This is a genomic window from Candidatus Pantoea soli (assembly GCF_007833795.1).
Lineage (GTDB): Bacteria > Pseudomonadota > Gammaproteobacteria > Enterobacterales > Enterobacteriaceae > Pantoea > Pantoea soli.
Genome location: NZ_CP032702.1, coordinates 2,758,652 through 2,771,530, shown reverse-complemented (window position 1 = coordinate 2,771,530; position 12,879 = coordinate 2,758,652). Strand labels below are relative to the sequence as shown.

The 12,879-nt window shown below is 57.5% G+C and carries 15 protein-coding genes; 12 read left to right on the top strand and 3 right to left on the bottom strand.

The genetic code is table 11. The features are described from left to right. The first annotated feature begins 10 nt into the window (after positions 1-10). The 10 genes from rseA to acpS all read left to right on the top strand — a co-directional run bounded on the left by rseA (position 11) and on the right by acpS (position 8,743). On the top strand, positions 11-667 hold the full coding sequence (gene rseA / locus D8B20_RS12895) for an anti-sigma-E factor RseA (RefSeq protein WP_145889250.1): 657 nt from the start codon (positions 11-13) through the stop codon (positions 665-667). Further along, entirely contained in the window at positions 667-1,623 is a 957-nt protein-coding gene (rseB, locus tag D8B20_RS12890) for a sigma-E factor regulatory protein RseB (RefSeq protein ID WP_145889249.1), read from the top strand. Before rseA ends, rseB begins: the two co-directional genes overlap by 1 nt. Next, the gene (rseC, locus tag D8B20_RS12885; RefSeq protein ID WP_145889248.1) at positions 1,620-2,084 is read left to right on the top strand and encodes a SoxR-reducing system protein RseC; all 465 of its coding nucleotides are present in this window, start codon (positions 1,620-1,622) and stop codon (positions 2,082-2,084) included. The genes rseB and rseC overlap by 4 nt, the downstream gene beginning before the upstream one ends. A 217-nt stretch (positions 2,085-2,301) precedes the next feature. Continuing rightward, positions 2,302-4,101, top strand: a complete 1,800-nt coding sequence (lepA, locus tag D8B20_RS12880) for a translation elongation factor 4 (RefSeq protein WP_145889247.1) — start codon at positions 2,302-2,304, stop codon at positions 4,099-4,101. A gap of 9 nt (positions 4,102-4,110) precedes the next feature. Further along, a complete protein-coding gene (gene lepB, locus D8B20_RS12875) occupies positions 4,111-5,082 on the top strand; it encodes a signal peptidase I (protein WP_145889246.1) in 972 nt (323 codons plus the stop codon). 117 nt (positions 5,083-5,199) lie between these two features. Beyond that, entirely contained in the window at positions 5,200-5,880 is a 681-nt protein-coding gene (gene rnc, locus D8B20_RS12870; protein WP_021506523.1) for a ribonuclease III, read from the top strand. A gap of 47 nt (positions 5,881-5,927) precedes the next feature. Further along, complete coding sequence (gene era, locus D8B20_RS12865) at positions 5,928-6,830, top strand: GTPase Era (RefSeq protein ID WP_145889245.1); 903 nt, start codon at positions 5,928-5,930, stop codon at positions 6,828-6,830. A 3-nt stretch (positions 6,831-6,833) separates the two neighbouring features. Further along, on the top strand, positions 6,834-7,562 hold the full coding sequence (gene recO, locus D8B20_RS12860) for a DNA repair protein RecO (protein ID WP_145889244.1): 729 nt from the start codon (positions 6,834-6,836) through the stop codon (positions 7,560-7,562). 69 nt (positions 7,563-7,631) lie between these two features. Then, positions 7,632-8,363, top strand: coding sequence for a pyridoxine 5'-phosphate synthase (pdxJ, locus tag D8B20_RS12855; RefSeq protein ID WP_145889243.1), 732 nt, complete (start codon positions 7,632-7,634; stop codon positions 8,361-8,363). Next, a complete protein-coding gene (gene acpS, locus D8B20_RS12850; protein WP_145889242.1) occupies positions 8,363-8,743 on the top strand; it encodes a holo-ACP synthase in 381 nt (126 codons plus the stop codon). Before pdxJ ends, acpS begins: the two co-directional genes overlap by 1 nt. Here the strand turns inward: acpS and D8B20_RS12845 are convergent. Beyond that, a complete protein-coding gene (locus D8B20_RS12845) occupies positions 8,740-8,988 on the bottom strand; it encodes a YfhL family 4Fe-4S dicluster ferredoxin (protein ID WP_145889241.1) in 249 nt (82 codons plus the stop codon). The two genes, acpS and D8B20_RS12845, sit on opposite strands and share 4 nt — an antisense overlap. 122 nt (positions 8,989-9,110) lie before the next feature. Continuing rightward, on the bottom strand, positions 9,111-9,950 hold the full coding sequence (locus tag D8B20_RS12840; RefSeq protein ID WP_145889240.1) for a MurR/RpiR family transcriptional regulator: 840 nt from the start codon (positions 9,948-9,950) through the stop codon (positions 9,111-9,113). A 228-nt stretch (positions 9,951-10,178) separates the two neighbouring features. Between D8B20_RS12840 and yfhb the strand changes: the two genes are divergently transcribed. Then, positions 10,179-10,817 carry a phosphatidylglycerophosphatase C gene (yfhb, locus tag D8B20_RS12835; RefSeq protein ID WP_145889239.1) on the top strand — a complete coding sequence of 213 codons (639 nt, stop codon included), beginning with the start codon at positions 10,179-10,181 and terminating at the stop codon, positions 10,815-10,817. A 57-nt stretch (positions 10,818-10,874) separates the two neighbouring features. After that, complete coding sequence (gene tadA / locus D8B20_RS12830) at positions 10,875-11,369, top strand: tRNA adenosine(34) deaminase TadA (RefSeq protein WP_145889238.1); 495 nt, start codon at positions 10,875-10,877, stop codon at positions 11,367-11,369. Here the strand turns inward: tadA and mltF are convergent. Beyond that, complete coding sequence (gene mltF / locus D8B20_RS12825) at positions 11,366-12,823, bottom strand: membrane-bound lytic murein transglycosylase MltF (RefSeq protein ID WP_145889237.1); 1,458 nt, start codon at positions 12,821-12,823, stop codon at positions 11,366-11,368. The genes tadA and mltF overlap by 4 nt on opposite strands. Positions 12,824-12,879: the final 56 nt, after the last annotated feature.

The window sequence follows — 12,879 nt, the reverse complement described above, 5'->3', positions numbered from 1 at the left end:
GTACCAAAGCATGCAGAAAGAAAAACTTTCCGCTTTAATGGATGGTGAAACTTTAGATAACGAACTGCTGTCGGCGTTATCAAAGGATGCAGATCTACAGAAAAGCTGGGAGAGCTACCACCTTATCCGCGATACCTTACGCGGTGACGTGGGCCAGGTACTGCATTTTGATATCTCCGCTCGCGTAGCGGCAGCCATCGAAAATGAGCCAGTGCGTAAAACCACGCCGCTTATTCCGGAAGCGCAGCCGGAGCCTGCCCGCTGGCAGAAAATGCCGTTCTGGCGTCGCGGTGGCAACTGGGTAGCGCAGGTAACACAGATTGGTGTCGCAGCCTGTGTTTCCCTGGCGGTGATTGTCGGCTTCCAGCACTACAACAGCCAGCCGTCAGGCAGCAGCACAGAGACCTCCGATGCGCCAGCGTTCAATACGCTGCCGATGATGGGGAAAGCGTCGCCGGTTAGCCTGGGTGTCCCTTCTGATGCTTTTGACACCAACAGTTCAAACCAGCAGGTGCAGGAGCAGCGTCGCCGCGTGAATGCCATGCTGCAGGATTATGAACTGCAACGCCGTCTGCATGCCGATCAGGTTCAGTTTGAGAAAAACGATCCTCAGCAGGCGCAGGCCACCGTACCCGGAACGCAGTCGTTAGGAACTCAGCAGCAGTAATGAAGCAGCTTTGGTGTGCCGTTAGCCTGCTGGCAGGCAGCCTGTTCTGGTCATCTACCGCCCCGGCGCAGACAACAGCGTCCGGGGCGTTGTTACAGCAGATGGAGCAGGCAAGCCAGAATCTCAACTACGAGTTCGCCTATATCAATGTTTCCCGTCTGGGTATTGAATCTCTGCGTTATCGCCATGCGGTCATTGACGATCGCGTGTTCGCGCAACTGCTGCAGATGGACGGGCCGCGCCGGGAAGTGATTCAGCGCGGTAACGACATCAGCTATTTTGAACCCGGTCTCGATCCTTTCTCCCTGCCAGGCAACCACATCATTGATGCGCTGCCAGCGGTGATGTTTGCGGATTTCTCACGCCTTGCTGCCGCCTATGATTTTATCCCGGTAGGCCGCTCACGCATGGCCGATCAGATGTGCGAAGTGGTGCGCATCGTTTCCCGTGATGGTACGCGCTACAGCTATGTGGTGTGGCTGGATGTGGACACCAAACTGCCGCTGCGTATTGATCTGCTGGACCGCGACGGGGAGACACTGGAGCAGTTCCGCGTCATCAGCTTCGCCGTGGACGAAGGGGTTCGCAATCTGATGCAGGGGCTGGAGAAAGCCAATCTGCCCCCCTCGCTGTCACTGCCTGCCGGGGATAAAGTGCAGCTCAGCTGGCAGCCAGGCTGGCTGCCGGCCGGCATGAAACTGATCTCGCAAAGCCGTCGTGATATCCCGGCGATGAACAAAACGGTTGAATCCCGCCTCTATAGCGATGGGTTGTTCAGCTTTGCCATTAACATCACGCCGGCGGAAAAAAACAGTGCGCCGCAGTCATTGCGCACAGGACGCCGCACGGTGCAGACCGAAGTGCGCGATAATCGCGAAATTACGGTGGTGGGTGAATTACCGCCCGCCACGGCCAAGCGTATCGCGGACAGTATCAATTCGGATTCAGCAAAATGATGAGAGAATGGGCCACCGTCGTGGCGTGGAAAGAGGGTGTGGCTACGCTGCACTCTGAGGCAAAAACCTCCTGCAACAGCTGCTCAGCCCGCAAAAGCTGCGGCAGCCACGCCCTGAATAAACTGGGCCCGAAAAATGCGCACGTCATGACCATTGCCAGCGCAGAACCGCTGCAGCCGGGCCAGCGCATTGAGTTAGGTATTCGCGAAAGCAGCCTGCTGGGTTCGGCGCTGCTGGTCTACATGACACCGCTGTTTGGGCTGTTTCTGGTGGCCGGGCTGTTTCAGATGCTGTTTCACAGTGACCTCGCGGCGGCCTGCGGTGCGCTGCTGGGCGGCGTCGCGGGCTTTATTGTTGCGAAGGGCATCTCCGGTATCTATGGCGAGCGCGCAGCGTTTCAGCCGGTGATCCTCAGCGTGGCGCTACCGCCCGATGCGCTGCGGGTCGAAAACGAAGCTTGACGCCATTCGGGCCGCGGATTGCGCGGCCTTTTCATTTCTCCTTAACCGCTGAAATCTGTTGCGATTCCCACGAGTTCCATTCTTTAACGCGCGGCGTTAACAGTGTAATATGCGTCGTCATTAATGAGGCCGACAGGGTTCCGGGTAAAGCTCACTTTCCTGAATGTGTCCGTGCTCACGTTTTCAACTGATTTACTACGTGAAGATATTCATATAAATGAAGCACATACGAAATTTCTCCATCATCGCTCACATTGACCACGGTAAATCGACGCTCTCTGACCGGTTGATTCAGATTTGTGGTGGCCTGAGCGATCGTGAGATGGCGGCGCAGGTTCTGGATTCGATGGATCTGGAGCGCGAGCGCGGCATTACCATTAAAGCGCAGAGCGTTACGCTCGATTACCACGCGCCAAACGGTGAAACTTACCAGCTCAATTTTATCGACACCCCAGGCCACGTTGACTTCTCCTATGAAGTTTCCCGCTCGCTGGCGGCCTGTGAAGGGGCACTGCTGGTGGTCGATGCAGGGCAGGGCGTTGAAGCACAGACGCTGGCAAACTGCTACACCGCCATGGAAATGGATCTGGAAGTGGTACCGGTACTGAACAAAATCGACCTGCCTGCTGCCGACCCGGAGCGCGTGGCGGAAGAGATTGAAGATATTGTCGGCATTGATGCCGCCGACGCCGTGCGCTGCTCGGCCAAAACCGGCATAGGCGTGCCGGATGTGCTGGAGCGTCTGGTACGCGATATCCCGCCGCCGGAAGGCGATCCGGAAGGGCCACTGCAGGCGCTGATTATCGACTCCTGGTTTGATAACTACCTCGGCGTTGTCTCGCTGATCCGTATCAAAAACGGCACGCTGCGCAAGGGCGAAAAAGTCAAAGTCATGAGTACCGGTCAGGTTTATAACGCCGATCGCCTGGGCATTTTCACGCCGAAGCAGGTGGACCGCACCGAGCTGAAATGCGGCGAGGTGGGCTGGCTGGTGTGCGCCATTAAAGATATCCTGGGCGCGCCAGTGGGCGATACCCTGACCCTGCAGCGCAACCCGGCGGACAAAGCACTGCCAGGCTTTAAAAAAGTGAAGCCGCAGGTTTATGCCGGTCTGTTCCCGGTCAGCTCTGACGATTATGAAGCTTTCCGTGACGCGCTGGGCAAACTGAGCCTGAATGACGCCTCGCTGTTCTACGAGCCAGAAAGCTCTACCGCGCTGGGCTTTGGTTTCCGCTGCGGCTTCCTTGGCCTGCTGCATATGGAGATCATTCAGGAGCGTCTGGAGCGTGAATACGATCTCGATCTGATTACCACCGCGCCAACGGTGGTGTACGAAGTGCAGACCACCGATGGCGAAATTGTCTACGTTGACAGCCCGTCCAAGCTGCCGCCGCTGAATAATATTGAAGAACTGCGTGAGCCTATTGCAGAGTGTCACATGCTGCTGCCACAGGAGTATCTGGGCAACGTCATTACGCTGTGCGTCGAAAAACGCGGTGTTCAGACGAATATGGTGTACCACGGCAACCAGGTTGCGCTGACCTATGATATTCCGATGGCAGAAGTCGTGCTCGATTTCTTCGACCGTCTGAAATCCACGTCACGCGGCTATGCGTCGCTGGATTATAACTTCAAACGTTTCCAGGCCTCTGACATGGTGCGCGTCGACGTTCTGATTAACTCAGAACGTGTTGATGCGCTGGCGCTGATTACGCACCGGGATAACTCACAGTATCGTGGCCGCGAGCTGGTGGAAAAGATGAAAGATCTGATCCCCCGCCAGCAGTTCGATATTGCGATTCAGGCAGCAATCGGCAACCACATTATCGCTCGCTCAACAGTGAAGCAGCTGCGTAAGAACGTCCTGGCGAAATGCTATGGCGGTGACGTCAGCCGTAAGAAAAAGCTGTTGCAGAAGCAGAAAGAAGGTAAGAAGCGAATGAAGCAGGTCGGTAACGTTGAGCTGCCGCAGGAAGCATTCCTTGCCATTCTGCATGTCGGTAAAGACAGCAAATAAGGAATTTTAATGGCTAACATGTTCGCCCTGATTCTGGTGATCGCGACCCTGATTACCGGGATCATCTGGTGTATTGATCGCTTTAAATGGGCGCCGGCGCGCCGTGCGAAACAGGCCGCTGCGCAGGCGCAGGCAGGCACCACACTTGACAGTAAAACGCTGGCAAAAGTCTCTGCGCAGCCAGGCTGGGTGGAAACCGCCGCCTCGGTTTTCCCGGTGCTGGCAGTCGTGCTGATTGTGCGTTCGTTCATTTTTGAGCCGTTTCAGATCCCCTCCGGCTCCATGATGCCAACGCTGCTGATTGGCGATTTCATTCTGGTGGAGAAGTTTGCTTACGGCATAAAAGATCCGATTACGCAGACTACGCTGATCCCGACCGGCCATCCGCAGCGCGGTGATGTCGCGGTATTCAAATACCCGAAGGATCCGAGCGTGGATTACATCAAGCGCGTAATTGGTCTGCCGGGCGACAAAGTGGTGTTTGATCCGTACAGCAAGACGCTGACCATCAATCCGGGCTGTGGTAACGGCAAATGCGACACCGCACTGCCGATCACCTACACCAATATTGAGCCAAGCAATTTCATTCAGACCTTCAGTGGCTTTGATGGCAACGAAACCGGCAACGGCTTCTTCCAGGTGCCGCAGGGAGAGACGATGCGCGGCGGACTCCGTCTCGGCACGCGTAAAGAGACGCTGGGCAACGTGACGCACGATATCCTGCTGGTCAACGAAGCACAGAGCCAGGCAAGCATGTACTATCAGCAGCCAGGCCAGCCTCAGTCGACGTGGGTCGTGCCGCAGGGGCAATACTTCATGATGGGTGATAACCGTGACAACAGCGCCGACAGCCGCTACTGGGGCTTCGTGCCTGAGAAGAATCTGGTCGGTAAAGCGGTCGCCATCTGGATGAGCTTCGAAAAACAGGAAGGACAGTGGCCGACCGGCGTACGCCTGAGTCGCATTGGCGGTATTCACTGATAAACAACGGTTGGCTTTCTGCTGGTCAGGAAGCCACTGCACACCAAACAGAACGCGCTGGAATCTCAGCCCTGTTTGGTATGCAGAATGACAGACGCACAGATTAACTGGAATCGCATGAACCCCATCCTCATTAATAAGCTGCAGCGCAAACTGGGCTACACTTTTACTCATCCGGAACTCCTGCAGCAGGCGCTGACTCACCGCAGTGCCAGCAGCAAACACAACGAGCGTCTTGAATTTCTGGGCGATTCCATTCTCAGCTATGTCATCGCCAATGCGCTGTACCATCGCTTTCCGCGCGTTGACGAAGGAGACATGAGCCGCATGCGCGCCACGCTGGTGCGTGGCAATACGCTGGCAGAGATGGCGCGTGAATTTGAGCTGGGCGAATGCCTGCGCCTCGGACCGGGCGAGCTGAAAAGCGGCGGTTTCCGTCGTGAATCCATCCTCGCGGACACCGTGGAAGCGCTGATTGGCGGCATTTTCCTCGACAGCAACATTCAGACGGTTGAAAAGCTGATTCTTGACTGGTATCAGAATCGCCTTGAGCAGATCAGCCCCGGTGACAAACAAAAAGATCCGAAAACGCGCCTGCAGGAGTATCTGCAGGGACGTCATCTGCCGCTGCCTTCTTATCTGGTGGTGCAGGTGCGTGGCGAAGCCCACGATCAGGAATTTACCATCCACTGCCAGGTCAGTGGCATGGCAGAACCGGTGGTGGGCGTTGGTTCCAGCCGCCGGAAAGCAGAGCAGGCCGCCGCCGAACAGGCGCTGATCAAGCTTGGTCTGGAATAACCCGTTACAGCGCAGCGCCCTCTGGCGCTGATCAAGTCAGGACCCGAATGAGCGAACTCGAAACATACAGCGGCTTTATTGCGATCGTTGGCCGGCCAAACGTCGGCAAATCCACCTTACTGAACCAGCTGCTGGGGCAGAAGGTGTCGATCACCTCGCGTAAACCGCAAACCACACGCCACCGTATTATGGGCATTCACACCGAAGGGCCGTATCAGGCGATCTACGTGGATACCCCCGGTCTGCACATGGAAGAGAAGCGGGCAATCAACCGCCTGATGAACCGTGCGGCCAGCAGTTCCATCGGTGATGTGGAGCTGATTATTTTTGTCGTGGAAGGCACCCGCTGGACGCCGGACGATGAAATGGTGCTCAACAAGCTGCGCGACGGTAAAGTACCGGTGGTGCTGGCGGTGAACAAGGTGGATAACATCCAGGATAAAAGCATCCTGCTACCGCATCTGCAGTTCCTCAGCCAGCAGATGAACTTCCTTGAGATCGTGCCGATCTCTGCGGAAACCGGCAAAAACGTTGATGCCATCGCAGAGATTGCCCGCAAGCGCCTGCCGCTTTCCGATCACCACTTCCCGGAAGATTACATCACCGATCGTTCACAGCGCTTTATGGCCTCTGAAATCATCCGTGAAAAGCTGATGCGTTTCCTGGGTGCAGAGCTGCCGTATTCGGTTACGGTGGAGATTGAACAGTTCGTCTCTAATGAGCGCGGCGGTTACGACATCAATGGCCTGATTCTGGTCGAGCGCGAAGGGCAGAAGAAGATGGTGATTGGCAACAAAGGGGCCAAAATCAAAACCATTGGTATTGAAGCGCGTAAAGACATGGAAGAGATGTTTGAAGCAAAAGTGCACCTTGAGCTCTGGGTGAAGGTGAAATCGGGCTGGGCGGACGACGAACGTGCGCTGCGCAGCCTGGGTTACACAGACGACTAACCCATGGAAGGCTGGCAACGCGCTTTTGTGCTGCATAGTCGCCCTTACAGCGAAACCAGCCTGCTGCTCGATCTGTTCAGCGAAAGCGAAGGGCGCGTACGCGTGCTGGCGAAAGGCGCGCGCTCGCGCCGCTCGCAGCTGAAAGGGGCGCTGCAACCCTTTACCCCGCTGCTGGTGCGCTGGGGCGGCCGCGGTGAGGTGAAGACCTTGCGCAATGCCGAAGCGGTGTCGCTGGCATTGCCGCTCAGCGGTATCACGCTCTACTGCGGCCTGTACGTCAATGAACTGCTGTCGCGCGTGCTGGAGCAGGAAATCCCGTTCTCCGATCTCTTCTTCGATTATCTGCACTGTATCCAGACGCTGGCGGCCGGTCAGGGTTCACCCGAACCGGCACTGCGCCGCTTTGAGCTGGCGCTGCTCGGCCACCTGGGCTACGGCGTGGATTTTCTCCACTGCGCGGGCAGCGGCGAAGAGATTGAAGAGACGATGACCTACAGTTATCGCGAAGAAAAAGGGTTTATCGCCAGCCTGGTGGTCAATCAGCGCAGCTTCACCGGCCGGCAGCTGCGGGCACTCTGGTCCCGGGAGTTTCCGGATGCCGACAGCCTGCGCGCCGCCAAACGCTTCACGCGGATGGCGCTGAAACCCTATCTGGGGGGAAAACCGCTGAAAAGCCAGGAGTTGTTTCGTCAGTTCATCCCGAAAAAGAAACCGGATGCGGCGAACGACTGAGCTGGTCGTACCGCGCGGCAGATGCAACGCGATACACTGCAACTTCACTGAATACATTTGAGGATTGTCATGGCTGAGCTGCTGTTAGGGGTCAACATCGACCATATTGCTACCGTCCGTAATGCGCGTGGCACCCAGTATCCCGATCCGGTCCAGGCGGCGTTTGTTTCCGAACAGGCGGGCGCAGACGGCATTACCGTGCATCTGCGTGAAGATCGCCGCCATATTACCGATCGCGACGTCCGCATTCTGCGTGAAACCATTCAGACGCGCATGAACCTTGAAATGGCCGTCACCGACGAGATGATCGCCATCGCCTGCGACATCAAACCGCATTTTGTGTGTCTGGTGCCGGAAAAGCGTCAGGAAGTGACCACCGAAGGCGGGCTGGACGTGGCCGGTCAGCAGGACAAAATCAACGCGGCAGTGAGCGCGCTGAGTGCCGCCGGTATTCTGGTGTCGCTGTTTATTGACGCCGATTCGCGTCAGATTGAAGCCGCCGTGGCCAGCGGGGCGCCGTACATTGAAATTCATACCGGTGCCTATGCCGAAGCGCCGGAAGGGCCGGCGCGTGAAGCCGAGCTGGTGCGCATCCGTCAGGCAGCGACCTTTGCCGCAAGCCTGGGACTGAAAGTGAATGCCGGGCATGGTCTGACTTACCACAACGTGCAACCAATCGCTGCGCTGCCGGAGATGCATGAGCTGAATATTGGCCACGCGATTATTGGCCGGGCGCTGTTCAGCGGGCTGGCGGAGGCGGTGGCTGAGATGAAGCAGCTGATGCGGGAAGCGCGTCGCTGATGGCGATTCTCGGACTCGGCAGTGACATCGTCGAAATTGAACGCATCGCCGGGGTGATAGACCGCTCCGGCGACCGTCTGGCGCGCCGCGTGCTGAGCGAAGCGGAGTGGCAGCAGTATCAGGCACATCAGCAGCCGGTGCGCTTTCTGGCCAAACGGTTTGCGGTGAAAGAAGCGGCGGCAAAAGCGTTTGGCACCGGCATTCGCGGCGGTCTGGCTTTCAACCAGTTTGAAGTCTACAACGATGCGCTGGGCAAACCGGGTTTACGCTTTTTTCAGCAGGCTGAAGTGATTGCCCGCCAGCTCGGCGTCAGGCATGTTCACGTCACCCTTGCCGATGAGCGGCATTACGCCTGCGCGACGGTGATCATTGAAAGCTAAGGGTGCAGCCGGACAAACTTTTCCCACAGTGCATCGCGGCTTTCAGGATGCTGCGGGTCAGTAATAATCGTGTTATCGATCGGGCACACGCTCTGGCAGGTGGGCACCTCGTAATGGCCCACGCACTCCGTGCAGCGCGCCACATCAATTTCGTAAATCACATCGCCCAGGCTGATCGCCTGGTTCGGGCACTCCGGTTCGCACATATCGCAGTTAATGCATTTCGCCGTAATCAGTAAAGCCATGAGGATGTCAGCGTTGTGAGGAAAGGCGCGCACCTTACCATAAATCAGGCGGCGGCGCGCGGGGCGGTCATTGCGCGGGATCAAGCGCACTGCATATTCCACCGGCTGCGGCGTGCAGCAGGCTAAATCAGCTTTTTCACCAGCGCTTCGCTGTGACGAATGTGGCTGGAGGCGCGTTCCGGATCGTGCTGCACCAGCGCCATAAACAGCAGGTCGGTCAGCGCCAGCTGGGCGCTGGTGGAGGAGATGGCGGCGCTGCGGGTGCTCTGCTCTTCGGCTACGGTGTAGAGACAGAGCGTAGCGCACTGCTGCAGTGAATTCGGCGTAAAGCCGGTAAACGCCAGCACATCTACGCCAATTTCTGCCGCCTCCTGTGCGGCAAGGTTGATCTCCCGTCGCTCGCCGGTATAGGAAATGGCCAGCAGCACATCGCCCGGTGCCATCGCCTGCACGCTGGCCAGCAGCGCGTGCATATCCTGCTCGGCGACGGCATTAATGCCGATCTTCATCAGCTTCCACGAGAAATCTTTCGCGACCAGACCAGATGCGCCGATACCAACCAGCAGGATACGGTTGGCATTTTTCAGCAGGTGCAGCGTCTCCAGCAGCTTCTCTTCACTGTTGATATCCAGCGTGGCGCGGATCGCGGAGATCTTCTCCGTCAGCAGCTTTTCGCCCACTACTTTTAGCGGATCGTCGCTCAGAATGTGGTTGTGCACGGTAATGGCATCGCGGTCAGCCAGCGATTCGCTCAGCGCCAGTTTCAGCGCCGGGAATCCCTTGTAACCCAGCTTCTGCGCAAATTTCACCACGCTTGACTGGCTGACGCCGGATTCTTCTGCCAGCTTTTGTGAACTCAGATGCCGTGCCCGGTCGGGCTGCGACAGCAGAAAATCGGCCAGCCGGCGCTCATTCAGCGCCAGGCGGGGGTAAAGCTGGCGAATTCGCAGCAATGAACTCATGTTCGATCCTCAATCCATATTCCCGCACCCTGCGCCCTGATTTAAGCGGCACGGCCGGGTTGACAGGTAGCAGCACTCTGAGGCAAAGAATAAACTATTCTGCCGGGATTGTAGTGCCCGGAATTAAAAATCACGGCTGCGCGCGATCGCAGCGGTATCATCCCAGGGTGGGCAGCGCCTGTCTACACTGTAAGACAAACACTGTCCGGCTAATGAAAGGAGTAAGGTTTGACTAAGGGTTCGCATCGTCGCGTCGTGTTTTTTGACCTTGACGGCACACTGCATCAGCAGGACATGTTTGGTACGTTTATGCGCTATCTGCTGCGACGTCAGCCGCTGAACCTGCTGCTGGTGATACCACTGCTGCCGGTGATTGGCCTGGGGATGCTGATCAAGGGCCGGGCGGCACGCTGGCCGATGAGCCTGCTGCTGTGGGCCATTACCTTCGGCCACAGCGAAACGCGTCTGCGCCAGCGTGAAGCTGAATTTGCCCGCTGGTTCCGGGCGCGCGTAACCGCGTTTCCGGTGGTACAGCAGCGGCTGACAGACTACCTCAGCAGCGATGATGCTGACGTGTGGCTGATTACCGGCTCACCGCAGACGCTGGTGGAACAGGTCTATTTTGATTCGGCTTTTCTGCCGCGGGTGAAACTGATCGCCAGCCAGATGCAGCGCGGCCGCGGCGGGCGCATCCTGGCGATGCGCTGTCTCGGGCATGAAAAAGTGGCGCAGCTGGAAGAGAAAATCGGCACGCCGCTACAGCTCTACAGCGGCTACAGCGACAGCAAGCAGGATAACCCGCTGCTGTTTTTCTGCCAGCATCGCTGGCGCGTGACGCCACGCGGTGAACTGCAACAGCTGGAGTGAATTGCGCGGCGATTCCGTCTATAATGCGCCGCCATTTTAATCCGCAGGAGTTGCCCGTTGAGCCTGGAAACCGATGAATACTGGATGCGCCATGCGCTGATGCTGGCGCAACGCGCGTGGGAGCAGGGCGAAGTGCCGGTGGGCGCCGTGCTGGTCCAGGGCGACCGGGTCATTGGCGAAGGCTGGAACCGGCCGATTGGCCAGTGCGACCCTACCGCGCACGCAGAAATTATGGCGCTGCGTCAGGGAGGGAAAATCCTGGAAAATTATCGTCTGCTGGACACCACGCTCTATGTCACGCTGGAACCCTGCGTGATGTGTGCGGGAGCGATGGTGCACAGCCGTATCACCCGACTGGTGTACGGGGCAAACGATGAGAAAACCGGTGCTGCCGGGTCGTTGCTGGATGTGATTGGCCATCCGGGGATGAATCATCAGATTCAGATAGTGCGTGGCGTGCTGGCACCGGCCTGTGCCAGCCTGCTGAGTGATTTTTTCCGCATGCGGCGTGAACAAAAGCGCGCGCTGCGCCAGGCACAGCGCAGCAGTTAATTCATGGCAATTTTGGGTTCGACCGCCGGGTAACCGGCACCCAGCTCCGCTTCCAGCGCCGACTGCTGCGCCAGCCGTTTCTCCTGCTCCTGCAGATAGCCCACCAGGCTTATCTGATACTTCCGGATATTCTCAACATAGTTGTAGGCTTCATGGCCGCGCGCATAGCCGTAGGTCGTCTGCGTGTAGTAGCGCTTCTGGCTCAGCATCGGCAGGCGCAGTTTCACATCGGCCCAGCTATCCGGGTTTCCTCCCTGTTTCTGCGTCAGCCGCCGCGCATCCAGCATATGGGCATAGCCCATGTTATAAGCCGCCAGCGCAAACCAGATGCGTTCATCTTCCGGGATGGTTTCCGGCACCTTCTCCATCATGCGCTGCAGATATTCGCTGCCGCCACGGATACTCTGCTCCGGATCGAGCCGGTCATCCACGTCCAGGCTATCGGCGGTATTACGCGTCAGCATCATCATGCCCCGCACGCCGGTGGGGGAGGTGGCCTGCGGATTCCAGTGTGACTCCTGATAGGAGATGGCCGCCAGCAGCCGCCAGTCCATGCTTGCTGAATACTTCTCAAACAGCGGTTTGATATCCGGCAGGGTGTTATCAATGGCGCGCAGGAAGGTGCGCGTATCGACATAATCAAAAGTGCCAACGTGGCCGAGGTATTTCTCCTCCAGCCGCGCCATGGTGCCTTCTTCACCCATCTGGCTGTAGAAATCCAGCATGGCGGCATTCAGGCTGTCATCCTGATTGCGCGGCAGATACCAGGTCACCGGCTCTTCATCCGTGATATCAAATGCGACCGCCAGCTGCGGATGGATACGCTGCAGCAGACCAATGGTAACGGAGTCGCCAACGGTATAATCCAGCTTGCCGTCGGCCACCGCTTCCAGCAGCGCTTTCTGGCCCTGATCGGTGGAGATCGCCCAGTCGAGATCGGGATAGCTGTCAGCTTTGGCGGCACGCAACGTAGACAGATATGCCGAGCCCGACTGCACAATCAGGCGGCCTTTCAGATCGCCGAGGGTTTTCGGCCGTGGCTTGTCAATGCGGTACACCAGCTGCTGCGATACCGAGTAGTAGCTCGGGCCGCTTTGATAGTGCGCCAGACGCTCGCTGTTGTAGATCAAACCGGCAGCCAGCAGATCCGCTTTGCCATCGTCGAGGTCGTCAAACAGGTCACCCAGATTCGGTCGCACGGTGACTTCCAGTTTTACGCCCAGGTAATCGGCGAAGCGTTTCGCCAGCTCGTAGTCCATACCGGCTGGGGCGTTATTGATGGTGTAGTAAGTCAGCGGCGAGTTGACGGTACTGATGCGCAACACACCGCGTGATTTAATCTGTGATAACGCGTCTTTTCCCCCCCCGTACCAGGGAATGGAAGGCCACAGTGCAAGCGCCAGCAGCACGGTAACCAGACCGATAAAAAGATAGTTTATTTTCAGGCGTTTCAAATAGTTGTCTCTTAATGGCTCACAGGCCTCTGTCTTTTAAAGGCAGTATTAATGTT